This window comes from Paenibacillus plantarum (assembly GCF_013141695.1).
Taxonomy (GTDB): domain Bacteria; phylum Bacillota; class Bacilli; order Paenibacillales; family NBRC-103111; genus Paenibacillus_E; species Paenibacillus_E plantarum.
In genome coordinates, this window is sequence record NZ_WHNY01000036.1 from 77,277 (window position 1) to 95,864 (window position 18,588).

20 protein-coding genes and 1 pseudogene are annotated in these 18,588 nt (G+C 45.0%); 3 read left to right on the top strand and 18 right to left on the bottom strand.

From position 1 onward, the window contains the following. Positions 1 to 113: 113 nt before the first annotated feature. The gene (locus tag GC096_RS11230; RefSeq protein ID WP_171630322.1) at positions 114 to 2,174 is read left to right on the top strand and encodes a beta-galactosidase; all 2,061 of its coding nucleotides are present in this window, start codon (positions 114 to 116) and stop codon (positions 2,172 to 2,174) included. Between the two features lie 445 nt (positions 2,175 to 2,619). Here GC096_RS11230 and GC096_RS11235 read toward each other — a convergent pair whose 3' ends face one another. The 4 genes and pseudogenes from GC096_RS11235 to argC form a co-directional block, all read right to left on the bottom strand. Further along, the gene (locus GC096_RS11235; RefSeq protein WP_246302696.1) at positions 2,620 to 2,988 is read right to left on the bottom strand and encodes a VOC family protein; all 369 of its coding nucleotides are present in this window, start codon (positions 2,986 to 2,988) and stop codon (positions 2,620 to 2,622) included. A 55-nt stretch (positions 2,989 to 3,043) separates the two neighbouring features. Continuing rightward, positions 3,044 to 3,496, bottom strand: coding sequence for a MarR family winged helix-turn-helix transcriptional regulator (locus GC096_RS11240; protein WP_171630323.1), 453 nt, complete (start codon positions 3,494 to 3,496; stop codon positions 3,044 to 3,046). Positions 3,497 to 3,667: 171 nt separating this feature from the next. Beyond that, complete coding sequence (locus tag GC096_RS11245) at positions 3,668 to 4,549, bottom strand: ROK family protein (RefSeq protein ID WP_171630324.1); 882 nt, start codon at positions 4,547 to 4,549, stop codon at positions 3,668 to 3,670. Positions 4,550 to 4,621: 72 nt separating this feature from the next. After that, a pseudogene (gene argC, locus GC096_RS11250) lies at positions 4,622 to 5,440 on the bottom strand (N-acetyl-gamma-glutamyl-phosphate reductase); the annotation flags it as partial. Positions 5,441 to 5,724: 284 nt separating this feature from the next. Between argC and GC096_RS11255 the strand changes: the two are divergent. Next, entirely contained in the window at positions 5,725 to 6,810 is a 1,086-nt protein-coding gene (locus GC096_RS11255; RefSeq protein WP_171630325.1) for a stalk domain-containing protein, read from the top strand. Between the two features lie 89 nt (positions 6,811 to 6,899). On the opposite strand, the gene GC096_RS11260 is transcribed toward GC096_RS11255, so the two are convergent. From GC096_RS11260 to GC096_RS11280, 5 genes are all read right to left on the bottom strand, one after another. Beyond that, positions 6,900 to 8,171 carry a methyl-accepting chemotaxis protein gene (locus tag GC096_RS11260; protein ID WP_171630326.1) on the bottom strand — a complete coding sequence of 424 codons (1,272 nt, stop codon included), beginning with the start codon at positions 8,169 to 8,171 and terminating at the stop codon, positions 6,900 to 6,902. A 63-nt stretch (positions 8,172 to 8,234) separates the two neighbouring features. After that, positions 8,235 to 8,432, bottom strand: a complete 198-nt coding sequence (locus GC096_RS11265; RefSeq protein ID WP_171630327.1) for a hypothetical protein — start codon at positions 8,430 to 8,432, stop codon at positions 8,235 to 8,237. Positions 8,433 to 8,575: 143 nt separating this feature from the next. Then, a complete protein-coding gene (locus GC096_RS11270) occupies positions 8,576 to 9,691 on the bottom strand; it encodes a PAS domain-containing sensor histidine kinase (RefSeq protein WP_171630328.1) in 1,116 nt (371 codons plus the stop codon). Beyond that, positions 9,684 to 10,334: a response regulator gene (locus GC096_RS11275; RefSeq protein ID WP_216626097.1), complete on the bottom strand. Its 651-nt coding sequence runs from the start codon at positions 10,332 to 10,334 to the stop codon at positions 9,684 to 9,686. The genes GC096_RS11270 and GC096_RS11275 overlap by 8 nt, the downstream gene beginning before the upstream one ends. A 182-nt stretch (positions 10,335 to 10,516) precedes the next feature. Next, on the bottom strand, positions 10,517 to 10,972 hold the full coding sequence (locus GC096_RS11280) for a GAF domain-containing protein (protein WP_171630329.1): 456 nt from the start codon (positions 10,970 to 10,972) through the stop codon (positions 10,517 to 10,519). A 290-nt stretch (positions 10,973 to 11,262) separates the two neighbouring features. Here GC096_RS11280 and GC096_RS11285 point away from each other — a divergent pair, with 290 nt between their 5' ends. Beyond that, complete coding sequence (locus GC096_RS11285) at positions 11,263 to 11,964, top strand: Crp/Fnr family transcriptional regulator (protein ID WP_171630330.1); 702 nt, start codon at positions 11,263 to 11,265, stop codon at positions 11,962 to 11,964. 22 nt (positions 11,965 to 11,986) lie between these two features. Here the strand turns inward: GC096_RS11285 and GC096_RS11290 are convergent, their stop codons facing one another. The 9 genes from GC096_RS11290 to GC096_RS11330 all read right to left on the bottom strand — a co-directional run bounded on the left by GC096_RS11290 (position 11,987) and on the right by GC096_RS11330 (position 18,322). Beyond that, entirely contained in the window at positions 11,987 to 12,712 is a 726-nt protein-coding gene (locus tag GC096_RS11290) for a polysaccharide deacetylase family protein (protein WP_171630331.1), read from the bottom strand. 35 nt (positions 12,713 to 12,747) lie between these two features. After that, a complete protein-coding gene (locus GC096_RS11295) occupies positions 12,748 to 13,026 on the bottom strand; it encodes a hypothetical protein (RefSeq protein WP_171630332.1) in 279 nt (92 codons plus the stop codon). Further along, the gene (locus GC096_RS11300; protein WP_171630333.1) at positions 13,027 to 13,569 is read right to left on the bottom strand and encodes a hemerythrin domain-containing protein; all 543 of its coding nucleotides are present in this window, start codon (positions 13,567 to 13,569) and stop codon (positions 13,027 to 13,029) included. It lies immediately after the preceding gene. Positions 13,570 to 13,620: 51 nt separating this feature from the next. Further along, positions 13,621 to 15,285, bottom strand: a complete 1,665-nt coding sequence (locus GC096_RS11305; RefSeq protein WP_171630334.1) for a cbb3-type cytochrome c oxidase subunit I — start codon at positions 15,283 to 15,285, stop codon at positions 13,621 to 13,623. Between the two features lie 29 nt (positions 15,286 to 15,314). Next, positions 15,315 to 15,785, bottom strand: a complete 471-nt coding sequence (locus GC096_RS11310) for a cytochrome c oxidase subunit II (RefSeq protein WP_171630335.1) — start codon at positions 15,783 to 15,785, stop codon at positions 15,315 to 15,317. Positions 15,786 to 15,798: 13 nt separating this feature from the next. Continuing rightward, positions 15,799 to 15,954 (bottom strand): cytochrome c oxidase subunit 2A, encoded by a 156-nt coding sequence (locus GC096_RS11315; RefSeq protein ID WP_171630336.1) that lies wholly within the window; start codon positions 15,952 to 15,954, stop codon positions 15,799 to 15,801. Positions 15,955 to 16,061: 107 nt separating this feature from the next. Next, on the bottom strand, positions 16,062 to 16,667 hold the full coding sequence (gene mobA, locus GC096_RS11320; RefSeq protein WP_171630337.1) for a molybdenum cofactor guanylyltransferase: 606 nt from the start codon (positions 16,665 to 16,667) through the stop codon (positions 16,062 to 16,064). Between the two features lie 160 nt (positions 16,668 to 16,827). Beyond that, entirely contained in the window at positions 16,828 to 17,352 is a 525-nt protein-coding gene (locus GC096_RS11325) for a DoxX family membrane protein (protein ID WP_171630338.1), read from the bottom strand. Positions 17,353 to 17,431: 79 nt separating this feature from the next. Continuing rightward, positions 17,432 to 18,322: a cation diffusion facilitator family transporter gene (locus GC096_RS11330; protein ID WP_312886247.1), complete on the bottom strand. Its 891-nt coding sequence runs from the start codon at positions 18,320 to 18,322 to the stop codon at positions 17,432 to 17,434. Positions 18,323 to 18,588: the final 266 nt, after the last annotated feature.

The window sequence follows — 18,588 nt, forward strand, 5'->3', positions numbered from 1 at the left end:
ACGTCGCAAAATGATGTTATATACAACATATTATAAAGAAATATAATGAGTACATAAAGGATTTTTAATAACAAAAAATTACTATTTCTATAGAAACGGGGATGTTATGACTCATGGAAAAGACCATTCCGGGTGAGAATTTTGATCTAGGCGTATGCTACTACCCTGAGCAGTGGCCAGAGGGTATGTGGGCGGACGACTATAGGAGAATGCGAGAAATCGGCTTTACCATCGTACGGATGGGTGAGTTTGCATGGAATTTCTTTGAACCAGAGGAAGGAGTATTCGCCTTTGATCTGTTCGACCGTGCGATAGATCTTGCTCACGAGCATGGACTGAAGGTCATTCTCGGCACTCCCACAGCAACGCCGCCTGCTTGGATGACTTACAAATACCCCGAAATTCTGAATGCTAACTTTGATGGTGTGCAGTATCAGCACGGGATGAGACGTCACTACAATTACAGCAGCCCTATTTACCGCGAATACTGTGCGAAAATTACTGAGGCTATGGCGCAGCATTATGCCAACAATCCAGGGGTCGTAGGCTGGCAGATTGACAATGAGCTTAACTGTGAGGTAAATGTCTTCTATGCCGAAGCCGATCATGCAGCGTTTAGGAAGTGGGTACAGGAGAAATACAGTACCTTAGAGGCATTAAATGAGACTTGGGGCACCGTCTTCTGGAACCAGAGTTACTCCGACTGGGAACAAGTTCATTTAACTCGTCCTGCGCCTTCCAAGTCCGTTAACCCTCATCAAGCGCTGGATGAAAAGCGATTTATCTCGGACAACACAATCTCCTTCGCCCGTTTGCAGGCAGACATCTTGCGTGAGTTAGCGCCCACTCAGTGGATTACAACGAATGGCATGTTTGGTCATCTAGATAGCCATGCCATGACGGATGAACTGTTGGATTTCTTTTCTTTCGACTCGTATCCGAACTTCTCAACCATTTGGAACGATGCTGATCGCGAGCATCCGCTCATGGACCGCGGCAATTCCAACCAACTCACCAAGGTGCGCTCGATCTCCCCCACTTTCTGCATTATGGAGCAACAGTCCGGCCCTGGCGGTTGGGTGAACACGATGGGACAATCTGCACCCAAACCAGGTCAAATGCGATTATGGACGTATCAATCGGTTGCTCATGGGGCGGATATGGTCTTGTATTTCAGATGGCGAACGGCAACCTTCGGTACCGAAATCTATTGGCATGGGATCAACGATTATCATAACCGTCCCAACCGCAGGGTTACAGAAGCCGCAACGATTAGCCGGGAATTGGGGAAAATCGGGGAAGTTATTGCCGGTTCTCGTTTCGCTGCGGAAGTGGCTATCCTGCACGATTATGATAATGAGTGGGATGGGGAGCTTGACGTATATCACGGTCCTCTAACGAGAGAAAGCCAATATAGCTGGGGGAAAGCCTTACAATTCAGCCATATCCCCTACGATTATTTGTATGTGCAAAATAAGACTACCCTAGATGATCTAGCTCGTTACAAAGTGCTCGTCTACCCACATCCAGCCATCATGTCGGAGGAAACGGCCGAGCTGCTTAAGCAGTACGTAGCAGCAGGAGGCAAGCTGCTTTTCGGTGCTCGCTCCGGTTATAAAGACCAACGCGGACATTGCCGAATGATTCCATTCCCTGGTCTCGTTGCGGAACTGTGCGGTGTGACAGTGGAAGACTTTACACTTATCGTGAACGAAGCAACGACACCTAACATGCGCTGGATTGATGGCGGGGACGACGCCAGCACGCCTGCACGTCTGTTCAACGACATTCTCCATCCTGAGAACGAGAACGTACAGACACTAGCCTTGTTTGACGGCGACTATTATGCAGGCAAACCGGCGCTTACCCGCAACCCTTATGGCAGCGGTGAAGCCTATTATTTCGGGGCAGCCTTCAGCCGCGAAGTAGCGGATGCCTTGATCCGCCGCCTTGGGATGCAACCTGCAACTGCAGGTTGGGCGAAGCTGCCGCCTGAGGTGGAGGTTGCGATCCGCGTGAAACAGGATCGCCAGTTTGCCTTTATCCTGAACTACACCGACAAACCAGTCAAAGCTAATTTGCTGAAGGAGCTGGAAGACTTGTTGGAAGGTGCCCGGATTGGTGCGGGGGAGCTGGAGATCGCTCCTTATGGGGTGAAGGTTTTGGAACTATGAGAAAAGGTGTTCAGATACCGGAATCCACAGTCGATTGTGTGCTTGGCGGATTGGTGCGTACTGAACTTGGGATAGGATTGTGGCTTGCGAACGCAAGGTGACTGCCGATTCGTGTTAGATGTATAAACTACAGCTAATTTGCTCGAATCTGACGTATTTTCGCGATTAGATGAAGAAAGTACATTTAATTTGGGTGAAATTTGAAGAATCGAGCAAATCGAAGGAATTTAACTACAGGAAATACAGTTAATCCTTCGAAGTCGAGAAATCCACTTCAAATAGATGGAGAAAATCCAGTTAGATTGCGGGAAGCAGGTTTATTATCCATCGATCATTAACGAAAAAAAGAGGCTATTTCAAAAAGTCTAAATCGACTTTGAACGGCACCTCAATTGTTAGTTGTGTCTAACAATTGGGGTGCCGTTCACTCTTGAGACAGCCTCTTTTATCGATAATAGGACAACACCCAGCACACGTCGTTTCGATCCGTAACAATGGCCAGCAGTCCGTTGAACGGCGCTTCATACATATCCACGTTAATAGCCCCACCTGTGGCTAGCTCTCCGTAGATGGTTCGGAACGCTTCCTCTCTCTCGATCGTCACGAACACTCTCACGTAATCGCCTTTCATGACTGGCTTTGCCGCCAGTGTATCCGCAAACTTAAGGATGGCCCCCTCGACATGTAGGTCCGCGTTAAGCACTTCTTCTCCCTGTTTGCGTAAAATCGTGACCTCGCCACCAAAAATACGCTGATAGTACTTGATTTCATCCTTGCAATTTTCCACCACAATAAAAGGAATAGCTTTCATCATGTACATCCCCTCCTCATAGTTACTTACTCGTTTCCGATCAACCCTGCGTCTGCTACTAATCAGTCAAATTGTGAAGCACGATTTTCAGGAGATTTATCATCTTGTCATACTCCTCATCGTTCATACCTTTCCTGGTTTTGTTTTTCACGCGAGCCAGTGCTTCCTGTACCTTGGGTACCACATCACGTCCCGCTTCCGTCAAATATAACAACTGATAGCGATTGTCAGAGGTATCGACTTCCCTCCGTACATAACCTTCTGCTTCTAGTTTGGAAATGGCTTTCGCGGTTGTTGTCTTATCAATGAGCAGCTTTTCGCTCAGTGCTTTCTGCGTAATGGGCTGCCCAAACGCGATGGCCATTAGAAAAATATATTGCCCGCTTCCGATGCGGTATGGCGCCAACTCGGCTGAAATCGCTATCTGCATATGGCGATAAATGGCTGAGATATATTGGCCATGTGATTCTGTGGGTATGCCATCGACATTGTGACTCCATTGTTGATTCATGTTACTTCCCTCCATAAATAGGATGCTATTGCAACTAATTTCAGCATATGCTAAATAGGATGTTATTGCAACTATTATTTTTAAAATGGAACATACATGTTAGCACGTGGATTCTCCGAAAAAATCCCCCAAGCATCAAGCCTTGGGGGACTGCTAGTGAGCATGCGAACATTACGAATGATTACGTTTGGCTTCTACGCCTAGAGCAAGTGATCCTCTCAAGCCTGAATTCGTTCCTAATCCAGGAGGCACAATGTAGCTATGAATATTCTCCAATAAGGATTCAGTATGAATGTAACCATTCAAGATCTTCTGAACATGCGCATGAATTAATGGAAATAAATGAGCTTGCTGCATCACACCGCCACCTAGAATAATCTTCTTCGGTGACATCATTAATATCGTGGAGCTAATGGACTGTGCCAAGTAGTAGGCCTCTAAATCCCAAGCGGGATGGTCTACGGGCAACTCACTGCCTTTCACTCCCCAGCGCTGTTCGATGGCAGGGCCCGCGGCCATTCCTTCTAAGCAGTCACCATGATACGGGCATGTCCCCTTGAAACTATCGCCTTGATGGGGTCTGATCATCACATGACCACCTTCAGGATGAACCAGGCCATGAACCAAGCGGCCCTCCATATATACGCCTACGCCGATTCCAGTACCGACCGTATAGTAGACACAACTATCAAGACCTTGTGCAGCTCCCCATTTCGCTTCTCCGAAAGCAGCGGCATTGACATCCGTATCCCAACCGTAAGGGACATTGAAGGATTCTCTCAATTTCCCCAATACATCATAGTTGGCCCATCCTGGCTTAGGCGTCGTTGTGATATAGCCATATAAGGGGCTGCTTGGATCGACATTTATCGGTCCAAATGATCCGATGCCAATCGCTGACACATTTTTATCTGCAAAATAATCAATTACCTTCGGCATTGTCTGCTCGGGATGTTCCGTCGGAAAACTAACCCGATCCTCAATGATACCTTCTTCATTTCCAATCCCACAAACGAACTTGGTTCCCCCTGCTTCGATGGCTCCATAACGCACGATGTCATTCCTCCTACATGTTTCTATGAAGTCGATTTTACCACATCGTATACAAGGTTTGGAATGCCCTGCTCACTCTAGTCCTTCACCTTCATCAAATCCAAGCATAATATTCATATTTTGAATAGCTGCCCCCGAGGCGCCTTTTCCTAGATTATCGAATCTAGTTGTAAGCAGTACTTCATCATTATGACCAAAAACAAAGATGTCCAAATTATTCGTATGATTGCATTGCGTAAGATTAAAGAATCCGTCTTCCAGATTCGCCTCAGATTCATATGGCATCACGCGTATAAACCGCTCATCTTTATAATACGCGGCGAGCAGTTCTTGAATATCCCTTGCTGTTACCCGCTTAGTAAACAGGCTAGGGAATAAAGGAATTGTAACCGCATCACCCTGATAATAATTTCCGACGATTGGTGTAAACAGTGGCGCTGTGTGTAACCCCGTATATTTTTGCATCTCTGGAAGATGCTTGTGGTTCAGGTTTAATCCATATGGTCTTGGTGCGAAAAGCTCATCTCGATTCGTATTCTTATATTCCGTTATAAGCTTCTTACCTCCGCCACTATATCCTGTGAGCGAATAACAAGACGTACGGTACTCCTTCGGTATAATGCCTTCAGCCACTAGAGGTTGTATAGCCAAAATATACCCAGTCGCATGGCATCCTGGGACGGATACCCTCGACGACTTCCGGATGTTTTCTCTTTGATTTTTATGTAATTCCGGTAATCCATATGTCCACTCTTGGTTAGTCCTAAACGCCGTACTTGCATCAATGATTTTGGTCGTATGGTTCGTTACCATCGCTACGGAATCTCTTGAAGCATCATCGGGAAGACACAAGAATACGAGGTCCGCCTCATTGATTAATGCTTTACGGGTTTCGTAATCTTTTCACTGATCCGACGCAATGGCGATGACTTCGATGTCAGAAATCTTAGATAAGTAATCATGTATTTTTAATCCAGTTGTACCTTCTTGACCATCAACAAATATCTTATATGTCACTTTTACACCCCTAGCGCATTTTGTTATGTATAATAATACACTTTAATGTATATATATTCAATTCTTGAATAACTGCAACCTATTCCTATCACCCCCCGTCTGAGAGATTGTCAACAAGATTGGCGCTACTTTTCAAATATCGGAAGGAGATTTATCGGATGAAGAAAAAACTAACTGTCATATTAAGTTTGGTTGGGATACTTGGCACAACAGCTGCAGTCGGAGCTGAGGGTTTCGTAGAAAAGGTTACAGGCTACTTGCAGAAGGATGTAAAAATTGTTGTTAACGGACAAGACAGCAAGCTAACGCCTGTCTATATTGACGGCAAAGCATACCTTCCCGTACGTGACGCTGCAACTCAGCTTGGCTATACGGTAAATTACGATGAAGCGAACAAAGAGATCGAGCTTGACGAAGCGGAAGAAGCTGCCTTGATGCCTGCAACCGGTGTGATCGTAAGCGTACAGACGAAGGAAGACGGAAATACACGCATCGAGTTGCTCGGCAGCACTTGGGTTATTTTAACCGTAGACAAATCGACTACTATTAAGAGCTTAGACGGTAAAACACTAACTGCAGCCGATCTTAAAGCCGGTACTCAAATCGACGCCGAGTTCGGACCCGCAATGGCGATGAGCTATCCGGGCCAAGCACATGCTGTAAACATTAACGTTCACGCAGATCGTTTGGTTAAAGAAGATACAATCAAAGAAGTGAAACATACCGATGATGGTTGGCAAGTTCAATTAGACAATCTGGTACTTAATGGCGGTAAAGAAACTCGCGTCATGACGTCGCAAGGTGAGTCCCTGAAATGGGAGGATCTGAAAGCTGGCACGAAAGTAAAAGCCTACTACGGTCCAATTGAAACGAAAAGCCTGCCTCCACAAAGTCCAGTGTTCCTTCTCGTTGTTCAGACTCAATCACCTGTAATCGGCACGCCGAAAATGTCCCCAGAGGCAGTACAGGAATACCGCAACTTAGCATGGGCACAAGTGAAAGAGCAAACGTCTCATATTACAACGAAACAAGACGAAGCAGCTGTTCAAATCGTTTCCTCTAACGAAGTAGGCGTATTGCCTTCCACCGACGAGCAGAAGAAATTGCTGACAGACGTGCAAGCTGCACACGGCAATGTCGTGACGGTTACTTACAAAACAGACCAAGATGAGCTGCTTGGACCGTTAACTGCTGTGTTCGATTTCAACACAAAAGCTTTTATCGGCTTCAACATTAGAAAATAAAAGAATTCACAAAAAGCCATGAAATTCAAATTGAATTTCATGGCTTTTCTATTTTGGGTGCAAAGGTGCAGCTACCTTAAACCTCATCTTTATATTTGAAAAACATTAATTTTGGATTTCAACAGATCGGCCTGACATCGCAACATTTCCGAAGATGAAGATAGTTCTTGCATAACAGCCATTTGTTCTTGTACGGACATGGACACATGTTTTGTCTCTTTTGAAATTTGAGTTGCAATCACCGCCACTTCGTTCGTTTTGATTAAGGCACTTCCAATCTTCTGAATCTGATCCGTCACACAACCTACAATATTCTCAACCGTTTGTGCGGTTTCCAAGACAGCCCTGTTGATTTGATTCAGTGCCTTCTTTCCTTCCTCACCTTTGCCAACTTCACGGCTTGCGAGTTGTTCTTGAGCGGTTATTTTCTCTACTACTCCCGCTACATCCAATTCAATCCGAGTGGTCAACTGGTCGATATCCTTCACCGCCCTGGCGCTTTGTTCGGCCAGTTTGCGAATTTCCCCAGCTACGACCATGAAGCCTGCACCATGCTCCCCTGCCCTTGCTGCTTCAATAGAAGCATTTAAGGCAAGCAAGTGCGTTTGCTCTGCAATATCGCCAACAACTCGGGTGATATGTCCGATTTCCTTTGCATTATCGTGTAACTGTCTGACGACGCCAATGGATTCCAGATTGGAATTCGCTAGGTTCAGCAGGCCTTGTACGAGTGAACGCACGATAACCTCGCTCTCCTTAATCGTTTTCAGCGTTTCTCGCGAAATGGTCTGTGAATCTCCTGCTTTGGCGCCGATTTCATCAGCAGCTTGTTTGATCTGCACGACCGCTGTTAACGTTCCTTGCGTAGATGCTGCTTGCTCCGATGCACCGTTCGATATCATTTCTACAGCGCCGGCTGTGAGTTCAATCTGTAGGGCTGCCTGTTCCATACCACTCCGTAATACGCCGGCATGACTGTCCGTAAACGAAACACTAGCCGATATATCCGTAATCATTTGCCGTAAATTTCCGATCATTTTCTCAAAGGATCCACTAAGTAAGCGTATTTCGTCATCCGAATGGTACAATGGAATTTCTACTTGTAAGTTACCTGTAGCGGCTTCGTTTGCGGCATCCGTCAATCGGATAAGTGGTTTTGTAAACCAGGTGGCGCCAAACCATCCCAATAAACCTGTCCAAAAAATGCCAAGCAGCATAATGATAGAAAGGTATAGCCAATCTGCCATACTTGGCGCAATGATGTCTTTTACATAGAAAATAAATAGCGCACTGCAGCCATAGGTGACGATAGAAACAATAACAATACCAATTACAATTTTTTTGACTAAACTCAACTTCATGAATGAGCACCTTCGTTTCGACATAATGTAATCCGTGCATGCGTCTCATTTCTAATGAATCTTTTATTCAACTTTATGATCTCTGGACAATGACTCGTCATCGCTTTCATAGCCCACTATCTTCTCTTTAACCATCGTAACTTTGCCCGCTTTGTTCATAAGAATCGTTTTGACTTCACCTATTTTGCAATCCCCACAGACCCAACTGTTGCCTATCTTTCTTGAGCCATTCGTCTTCCCACATTGTTCGCATGTGATCATTTATCCTCAACTCCTCATCCTATATCTAAAATGTACTCCTATTTCAACATGTTCTCTGTGACAAATGTCACAGGGCCACTACGTACCTTTACCAAAAACAAAAAAAGGACATGCCTCCTTTACAAACAAGGAGACACATCCTTTTATATCTTCATGGGAACGATCAACGTTACGGTAGTCCCTTCTCCCACGACTGAGTCAATTGTGACTTTGCCGCCAATACTCTTTGCTCGCTCTTCCATACTAAACAGGCCTACACCTTTGGCACTGCTGTTTCTGGCAAAGCCTTGACCTCTGTCATCTATTCGAACCACGACAAAGCCATCCGTCTCTTTAACGACAACACTTGCCTCTGATACTCCCGCATACTTGGCAATATTCGTAAGCGCTTCTTGTATGACACGATAGATGGTAGTTTCCTCAAGGGCTCCAAGACGTCTAGGCAAATGGCTATTCAGCTCTACCCGTATGCCATGGTGGTCTGTGTAATTCTCAATATACGTACGAATAGCAGGTATGACGCCTAGATCATCCAGAACGGAAGGACGGATTTGCCAAGCTAGACTTCGTACCTCTTCGATGATCCCAGTTACATTTTGCCTAAGTCGCGTTAGTTCCGTCTGATCGGTCTCACCTTCGCCAATAAGTCGATCCATCTGGATCAACAAGGAGAATAAGCTTTGTCCAATCCCATCATGCAGCTCGCGGGAAAACTTTCTACGTTCTTCCTCTTGAATCTGCATCACCTGTGACATCATCAGCTGAAGCTCTTCTTCCACCCGTTTAAGTTGCGTGACTTCATTTCGAATCGCTAGATATTGATGGATGTGGCCCTGGTTATCGACAAAGGGCACGATCGTTGTGTCTACCCAATAATAGCTGCCGTCTTTGGCTTTATTTTTTATCTCGCCACGCCATACTTGCCCTGAGGAAATCGTTCGCCATAAGTCGGTCATGAAGTCTTTCCCATGATAACCGGAATTAATAATCCGATGGTCTAAACCGAGAAGCTCACCTCGCGCATACTTGGAAATTTCGCAAAATTTATCATTCACATATTGGATTTTTCCTTTATGGTCCGTAACCGCTACAATGGAAGATTCATCGAGAGCAAATTTAACATTGGATAATTGTTTAAGCGACTGTCTCAAATCCTGTTGAAACAACGAGTCCGTGATATGTTCATCAAGACGATTTAATAATTCCGTTACATTTTCGCCGATGACTTCCGGGTATTCCCGGTTCAAATCCTTACTCAAAGTTCAACAGTCCTTTCTTCGCCGCATATTTCACTAACTCCGGTCTTGTCTTCAGGCCTAGCTTCTCCATGACGTTGCTTTTATGTGATTCCACGGTTTTGACGCTGATCACCAATTGTTCCGCGATTTCTTTATTGGAGAATCCTTTGGCGATTAAAGCCAGAACTTCCCGTTCACGTTCCGAAAGTGACCCGAATGTGTCGACATTCTCGCCTTGCTTCAACCGTTCGATATATTCATTCATCAGCCGCTTCGTGGCGGTTGGATATAGATAGGCATTTCCTTCTGCAACAGAGCGGATCGCTGTCAATAACTCCTCGTGCGGTGCACTTTTTAAAATGTAACCGGATGCGCCAACGTGAATGGCTCTAAATAAATATTCATCATCGTCATGCATCGTTAATATCAGAATAGCTAAATCAGGCATTAGTCGCCGCAGCTCCGCCGTCGCAGTTAGCCCATCCATGCCAGCTGGCATATTCAGGTCCATCAAGACCACATCCGGCTTCAGCAGCCCCGCAGCATGAATCCCCTCTTCACCGTCAGCAGCTTCCCCGATGACTTCCATATTATGCTTGCCATGGAGCAGCATCATTAAGCCAGATCTCACTACGGCATGATCATCCACTACAAGAATTTTCAGCGTACTCTCCCCCTTGTAGTCCCATCATAACACATAATAAACGGCTACACCGTCCTCACATGACGGGAGCGTTTATCTAGAAATATAGCCATTTTATAATGTGAAACATATTACATTCTATATTTAAATAAATAAATCCCCGTAAGGGCTGCTTCGGGCGGCTGTAAGTCGATTTTTTCGACTTACACTTTGGCCTCAACCGCGGAGAGATACGAAGTCAATGTGTTCAGGGTATCTTGGACCGCTAGCAACTCGCCGTGTTCAAATCTGGTTTGCTCTCGTTTGCCGATGAAAAGCAAGCCCTTAATCTGTGAGCTAGCGTTAGGCACGAGTGGAAATACCGCCGCCGCCTGCAATTGCTCTGCAAGCATGAGCGGACAATGGAGTCTTTCTTGCTGACGATTAGGATGAGAACCATCCAGCTTCACCCATCTGCCTAAACGTAGGGCTGTACCAGCTAATCCTTGACCTTTTTTGATCACCATTTGTTGATACCGGTCATTACTGTTGCCGATGACATATTGCCAGCGGTTGCGTCCGGTATGCTCTTGAAGAGGCGCTATTGCCACGAAATCGCATGACGTCAAGCTTCGCAATCGTTCTAATTCTGTTAACAAAGTTGTATCGTCTATTGCCATTCGGGCCCCTCCGTTTCGACGCAGCCGTGCAGAATCTCTTTACTTATCATTGTAGATGTTTGCATCCATCTTGTAAGTCAGGGAAAACCCTGATTTCCCTATCAGGAAATCAGGGGATTTCACAGTATGATTCCCTTAGTAAATCCTCAGGGAATTAGGGATTCTTACTGTGATTTTCCTCACAGAAGATGGGGATTATTGTCTTCAAAGATCAGGTGAACCCCCGATAACCAATATCATCCAAAGACGTTATGATAAAGATAATAAGAATCGTCGAGGAGTTGGTTTCCATGGTTAAAGCAAATACTGGTATAATGAATTTCTTTTCTGAAGAAAATTTTGATAGACTGCAAAGCATTATGTATCGGAAGCACGCTGCAAAGGGAGACTTCTTATTCAGAGAAGGCGATCTCGCAGATCGCTTGTATTACGTCATCCATGGCGGCGTGCGGATCACCAAGCTATCTGAAATGGGTAAAAGCTTCATTCTGTATCTTCATCAAACAGGTGATTTATTCGGTCAAATAGATCCGTTTCAGAACTCTTTGCAGAGCTTTAGTGCCGAAGTAACAGAGGATTGTGAATTCGGGGTCATTCAGCGCAAAGATCTCGAGGTCCTGCTATGGCAGCACGGAGACCTCGCCATTGAATTTATGAAATGGATGGGGCTTATGCACCGTATGACAGAAACGAAATTTCGCGATTTAATGATGTATGGTAAGTCCGGTGCGCTCTGTTCATTATTAATACGGTTAAGTAATTCGTATGGTGTACCCCAAGGTGACCATATCCACATTAACTATAAGATTAACAACTCCGAAATGGCTGATATGATTGGGGCTACACGGGAAAGCGTCAATCGCATGTTAAGCGATATGAAGAAAGAAGATGCTGTAGAATTTGATCATGGGCAAATTGTCATTAAGAATGTGACCTACCTCCGTGAAGTCTGCCACTGCGAAAACTGCCCCGTAGAAATATGCCGCATGTAAGTAAGCTAGGTTACAGTAGAGTTCACGGATTCTTAGCAGGGACTGCCTTCCGATAGGTTAACAACTCAGAGACGGTAACAAACCGATATCCCCTCTTTTCCAATTCCGGCATGATTATTTTTAGAGCCTCGATGGTCTGATTAGGTGCTTCCACGTAGTCGTGGAACAGTACGATATCCCCACTGCTCGAATTGTTTAAAACTTTATTTACAATTTTATTGACCCCTGGCTTACTCCAATCTCTCGTATCCAAATGCCATGACCACATGATCATTTTATATCCTTCTTGCTTGGCAATACTAACTAAATTCTCATTATAAAAGCCCCCGGGTGGACGAAATAAATGACATCGAATCCCGGCGGCGGACAAAATGGTTTCCTCTGCTTTATTAATTTCATTTTTCATATTTGTCCGTTTAGAAAGAAAAGCATGGCTATAGGTATGATTGGCTATCTCATGTCCTTCGTCTACTTCTCGTTTGAGCACGTCAGGATAGAGCTTAACTTTATTCCCAACCACAAAAAAAGTAGCTTTTGCATGATACTGCTTGAGCAAGTCCAGAATCATCGGCGTCTGACTCGGATGAGGGCCGTCATCGAATGTTAAGGCAATCACTTTCTCATCGGTTGATACTTCCCAGACGACTTCTCCGCGTGTTTCATAATAAGACCGGTTTTTTTGAGGAGCCGCGTAACTAGCAGATTGAAATAACAAAAAACAAACACAAAAAGTTAGGATCGTTCTCATTGTTGCCTCCTGATTTTAACTCGTTTTTCATTTGCTCATCCCCGTGCTTTCGACTTAATCCAAAGCGCAGCACCTTGAATTGGTGTAATCTTTGTTAATAGCCGGAACGTCATGAGTACCGATACACCTGCTTCAATAGAATATGGGTAGTATAGGTAATTATGGTTAATTTTACTCAAAGGTCCCAGAAAGCGCTCAACTAACGAGGAAAGATAGTTCAATGAAGTGAAACCAAACAGCGCCATACTTTCGGACACGCGTACAAAAGCGTGAACAGAAAGTATGCCGCTGTATTTATACTGAATGATCTTCATCTATGAAAAAAAGTGCTCCAAATCGGTTAACACACGCTCCGTTAAAGGGAAAACAAGCTGCTCTTCCATCGTAAAGTGGTCATTTAAGATCAGACACGCCTGAACGAGATGAGCTGCGGTATCAGCTAATTGCTTCTTCACAACAAGTGGAGTGACATCAATGGCAGCCTCTTGAAAAGACCTTATAAACGAAACGCCAAGTTGATGATCTTTCTCCAAAACCCAGAAGGAGGGCATCATTGAAGGCTCCGATTGACGATGGAAATAGGTGAGGAGGAATGGAAAAAAATCCCGATATTCCCACTCTGAATGCTTTCGCAGCTCCTGCATGAAGTGATTGGTCATGACACGGAGTGCCCGAATCTGCTGTATCCCTTTTTCCGAATCATCTACAAGAATCAACTCTTTAGCGCTCGCTTCGAGTTTCCTCAGCTTCTCTCTCAATTCACCATGTTCTTCCTTTAAACGATCTATCGCATAAGCAAGCTTCGCGGGGTCTGAAGAAGCAAGCCCCGAAATGTACCCATTAGATTGAATCGCCACACAGAGTCCCTCCCTAGGTTCGTTTACATACCGAATTTGAGCACCTGTTCCTTACCAAGTAATAAACCCTTTCGAACCCGGGGCTGAGTTCATAATCATATCCATCAGCGGGATCGTGTAAGCAAACAAGATTAGAAGAATCGATACCGTGATCCATATCCGCCAACGATCCAAATAGGCTGGTGTTGCCTCGGCTGATTCCATCGCTTCAGCAATCGGATACTCCGTCTCCCCTTTTGGGGCACACAGCAAGGCAATGACATTATAAACCATAAGCAGGACACCGAGAAATAACACCGTTCCACCGATTGCCATGAAGACGTAATAGGGCATCCAGCCTGCTGCTGCTGCACTTCCTTCATAGTCTGTGAAAGCAGTCCGTCTTGGTGCGCCGAACAATCCGACTAAATGCATAGCACCTGACATGAAGAACATGCCCACGCACCAGATGATCGTTTGAATGATCCCTAAGGTATGCATGCGGGGCGTTAACACACGACCGGTTACAGCTGGAAGTAACCAATACGTAATCCCAAAGAACGTAAGTGCCACACTCGTTGCCACCGTCAGGTGAAAATGCCCAGTTACCCATAACGTGTTATGGACAACGGCATTCATTTGATTACTTGCATTAATCAGTCCGCCTGCACCAGCAGGTATGAAAATGAGCATCCCCATAAAAGGTGCGAAGAATCGCACATCCTTCCAAGGCAGCTTTTTCACCCAGCCAAATAACCCTTTTGCCCCAAGTGCACGACCATTCAGTTCAAAAGTTGCAAATAAGGAGAATGCCGTCATCAGCGATGGAACGACCACCATAAAGGTCAGAATGACCTGCAAGTATTTCCAAAAAGAGCTAATGCCTGGCTCCATTAATTGATGGTGAAAGCCTACCGGAATCGAGAATAGTAATAAGAGAATAAAGGAAAGTCTCGCGAGCGCATCGCTGTAAATTTTGCCGCCAATGATTTTGGGAATAATCACATACCAGCATATATACGCCGGCATGAGCCAGAAATACACCAAGGGATGGCCGAAGTACCAGAACAATGTGCGGCTGAGCATGACATTAATCGTTTCCACCCAACCGAAAGACCAGGGGATTAGCTGAATCAGCACCTCTGCCGCAACCCCGATGGTTGCGATTTGCCACATCAGAAAAGTCACAACAGACATAAAAGCGAAAAGCGGAGACAGCTTGCCTTCATGCGTCCTTTTCCAATATTTATATTGATAGAAAATCCCCCAACCACTAATCCAGCTCCCTACCACAAGCAAGGCTAATCCGATATAAAAGTAGGGCGATGCCTTCATTGGCGCATAAAAGGTATATAGAACGCTAGCCTTCCCCGCTAATACCATCGCAACACCAAGCGTGGTCCCCGCAGTCATGAGGGAAAATCCAACCCACCCCATGCGATGAACCACCGGAAGCAGTTTGCCGCCAAGGGTATAGGAGACACCGGAATAAATAAAGCCGATAATAAAATACGTTGTAAACACGATGGCCATCAACACTCCGTGAGCTGTCAGCAGCTCGTAATAGCCGATGTTATAGGGTAATTTGATCGTCCCGCTTTTCACCATGGTCTGCAGAAGCCCTGCAATGCCGCCGATAAGCAGCGCGATGAATGCCACAAGGACATGGGCGACAACCAATTTGCCATCCTTGAGATCAAATTTAGGAGTCAACTTCTGGGTAGGTTCACTTCTCATGCTGTCTTCCACCTTTCTTGGCATCTAGGCTACTTAACAATAATCGTTGTTTTCATATACTCGTGTGCACCGCCGCAATATTCATTGCACAGAATCAGATATTCACCTGGCTTAGTAAACGTGTGACTGACATGACTGACTTCGCCTGGAACAATCATCATATTTACGTTCGTACCCGGGATAGCAAAGCCATGTACCACATCTTGACTTGTCACGACAAAGTTAATGGTTGCGCCCAAGGGGACCTCCATCTTGTCTGGTGCATAACCAAACGTAAATGCAGTCATGACCGCCTCATAGGTATTGTTGCCGATGGGATGAAGTCCTGGCTTATCGAAAGGCGCGGTTTCCGACACCTTCGCAGGATCAATCTGATGATGATGCGCACTTGGCGGCTTGGCCCCCATAGCAAATGCGGAAACCCCAAGGACACCTAGAAATACAAACAACATGACGATCCCAATGGTTAACCAGACTTTTTCGAGTTTATGAATATGCATGTTCTAATCCCCTTTACTGTCTAGATATAAAAAGAAGAAATACCGCGACCCAACTGATCACTAAGAAGAGCCCTACTAGCAACACTGAGGCAAATGTACCCCGCAAGGAAGGCTCTGGCTTGTGCTCTGTTCGCTCAGATACTTGTGCTTGTTTGTAATGACTTTTCATACGAAATACCCCCTACTATGTAAACGTCTTGCACTTATTGTAAGAAAATAACCCTGCGTTTACAGTGACTTTCATCACGATCGCCAATCAGAATCATGAACGATTCGTTACTTCCACTGCGTATCCATGTGCTTCATGAGCTGGTAGTCCTCCAAGGTCTTGATCTGAGAAACGAACCTCAAGTCAACGCCATTCTCATGCAAAAACTGATCCCCCAGCTCACTCCAAAAAATATGGTTCAGCAGTGCGGAAACCGAGGTTTGCCCTTGCTGTAGGAGATGCCCGATGTGAGACGCGCATGCGCGATCATAAATACCGTGCAAGGGATGTACCCTACCTGCTACCAAAGGGACAACGGATTCAAATCCATCCCGTTTTCTTTGCAATAACAATTGAGCAGCCGAGCTGGATATGAAGGGCATATCGCACCCGACAACCCAGACGGAAGCATGTTTAGCTAGGGATAATGCGGCATGCATGCCTCCAAGCGACCCGTGTCCCCTGAAAAAGTCCGTAATAATCCGGACCGAACGATCTACTTTGTTTAAATAAGGCTGAGGATCATTCGTTACAACAATCAACTCATCGCATATTTCCCTCATACAATCTAATTGCCGGACTATGAGCGGCTTTCCCTCAAATGGCAGCAACGCCTTCAGTTCTCCGTTCATTCGACGGTTTGCTCCACCAGCTAAAATAACTCCTGAAAGCATACCCATCACTTCTCCTTTTTCTACATCATGTACCTGTCACTTTAGTTCAAAAATGATCATCTGTAAGTGAAAAATGTCACACTCCAAAAAAACAAAAAACCTATTCCCCTCTCGATGGAGAAAGGAATAGGTTTATCAACTATTTACATGGATGCAGAGCTCATCTGAGTTTCGTTTTTAAATGACATAGCTCTAAGAGCTTATCAAACCATCTGTGCAGGTAAGGAAGAATCATATGATCCACACCAAATTTCCCAGCATTCGCTCCAGCTGCAAAAATAATGAACCCGAGGAGAACTAACCATGGATTCGAGCTAACCGTACCAGCAAACATATACATGAAGTTCATCAGTAAGCCGAAGAAAATCGCTGCCGTCGTCAACGCACCGAGCAGTAACCCCACACCAACTAAGAGTTCACCCCAAGGAACTAGAACATTAAACCACCCTACATGCGGAAGTGCGACACTTTTCAAAAAAGCCACATAGTTCGCGTAAACCAGATCCGTCGTTCCACTTTCAAGAACAGGTTTAGCAATGGCCCCTTTCAGATAACCTGCAGCGTCGAAAGCTTTGTCACCGGTGATTTTGTGCCATCCAGCGATCATCCATTCCCAACCGACATACAAACGAATGATTGTCAAAAGTATTGCAGCGTAATGATTTTCTCTTACCCATTTCATCATTTCAACCATCTCCTTCGTCCTTATGATTTCATTATAGGTCGAAGGAAAGTCCGTGTATGTGAGATAAGTCACTCTGATATTATTTTTCTTGACTACCTGATACCTCGATAGGTTCGATGTGAATATGTACATACGATATGTTATGAAGTTCATGAATGCGATTTTCAATATGCTCGGTAATGTCATGGCTTTCGCTTACGTTAAGCTCATGATCTACACCAATGGTTACATCGACCAGTTTATTGTTTCCATGAATACGGGCTTTAATATCAATGACCTTCTCCACCCCGGGGACGTCACGAATGGTTTGTTTAATGGTTTGAAGTTCAGCATCATCAAACCCATCCGTAAGCGCATGAGTTGAATCTCGGAAAATATCCCACGCTGTTTTACAAATAATGACCCCAACTAGTAATGCTGTTAATGTGTCAAGCCACGGTAAACCAAATTGAGCACCAACAATACCGATAAAAGCACCTACACTGACAAACGCATCCGATCGATTATCTTGTGCTGCTGCCATCATGGCATTGCTGTTGATTCTCCTTGCAAGTCGAATATTGTATACATAGACAACGTACATAACAATCGCACAAAAAACAGCCGTCCATGCGGCAACCATATCGGGAGACTCGATATTTGGAGACCGAAACTTAATAAATGCTTGGTAGAGAACCTGAATGCCTACCGCAAACATAATGAAAGAGGCGATTAAAGCGGCTACCGTTTCAGCTCGATAATGACCGTATCTGTGGTCTTTATCAGGTGGCTTTCGTGATATTCTTAGCCCGACTAGAACAGCAATTGAAGCGATAATGTCTGTAGCATTATTTAAACCATCCGCGGACAGCGCTTCGGAATTGGTTAAGTGCCCTATGGTTAATTTTAAAGCTGATAAGCATATATACGTAATAATACTTAACCAGGCACCTTTTTCACCTTGCTTGATGTCATCATACAAATTTTCTATTGTTCCCACCTCACGATCCATGTCGAAGACAATCATACTCGACATAACACGAGTGGGTCTAGAGAAACAGTGTTGTCCACTTCCTTAATTTTAGGATCGAATCAACTAATTTGCATAAGGTGAAAAGTATAGCACTTCAAAATCGGCGACCGGAGGATTATTAAAGGCGATATCGTAGAGATGCCATCCTTATACGAAAAGAGCAGGATAATTGCATTGTGCGGAGAATAAAAATGAGAGGCATCTGAACCATGAGTGAAATGGAG

Excerpts from the sequence above, each read along its gene's own strand:
- GC096_RS11325 (WP_171630338.1), bottom strand. The coding sequence starts at position 17,352 with ATGATGAAATGGGTAAGAGAAAATCATTACGCTGCAATACTTTTGACA.
- GC096_RS11280 (WP_171630329.1), bottom strand. The coding sequence starts at position 10,972 with ATGGCAATAGACGATACAACTTTGTTAACAGAATTAGAACGATTGCGA.
- GC096_RS11285 (WP_171630330.1), top strand. The coding sequence starts at position 11,263 with ATGGTTAAAGCAAATACTGGTATAATGAATTTCTTTTCTGAAGAAAAT.
- GC096_RS11255 (WP_171630325.1), top strand. The coding sequence starts at position 5,725 with ATGAAGAAAAAACTAACTGTCATATTAAGTTTGGTTGGGATACTTGGC.
- GC096_RS11260 (WP_171630326.1), bottom strand. The coding sequence starts at position 8,171 with ATGAAGTTGAGTTTAGTCAAAAAAATTGTAATTGGTATTGTTATTGTT.
- mobA (WP_171630337.1), bottom strand. The coding sequence starts at position 16,667 with ATGCTTTCAGGAGTTATTTTAGCTGGTGGAGCAAACCGTCGAATGAAC.
- GC096_RS11310 (WP_171630335.1), bottom strand. The coding sequence starts at position 15,785 with ATGCATATTCATAAACTCGAAAAAGTCTGGTTAACCATTGGGATCGTC.
- GC096_RS11315 (WP_171630336.1), bottom strand. The coding sequence starts at position 15,954 with ATGAAAAGTCATTACAAACAAGCACAAGTATCTGAGCGAACAGAGCAC.
- GC096_RS11240 (WP_171630323.1), bottom strand. The coding sequence starts at position 3,496 with ATGAATCAACAATGGAGTCACAATGTCGATGGCATACCCACAGAATCA.
- GC096_RS11230 (WP_171630322.1), top strand. The coding sequence starts at position 114 with ATGGAAAAGACCATTCCGGGTGAGAATTTTGATCTAGGCGTATGCTAC.
- GC096_RS11295 (WP_171630332.1), bottom strand. The coding sequence starts at position 13,026 with ATGAAGATCATTCAGTATAAATACAGCGGCATACTTTCTGTTCACGCT.
- GC096_RS11265 (WP_171630327.1), bottom strand. The coding sequence starts at position 8,432 with ATGATCACATGCGAACAATGTGGGAAGACGAATGGCTCAAGAAAGATA.
- GC096_RS11290 (WP_171630331.1), bottom strand. The coding sequence starts at position 12,712 with ATGAGAACGATCCTAACTTTTTGTGTTTGTTTTTTGTTATTTCAATCT.
- GC096_RS11305 (WP_171630334.1), bottom strand. The coding sequence starts at position 15,285 with ATGAGAAGTGAACCTACCCAGAAGTTGACTCCTAAATTTGATCTCAAG.
- GC096_RS11235 (WP_246302696.1), bottom strand. The coding sequence starts at position 2,988 with ATGATGAAAGCTATTCCTTTTATTGTGGTGGAAAATTGCAAGGATGAA.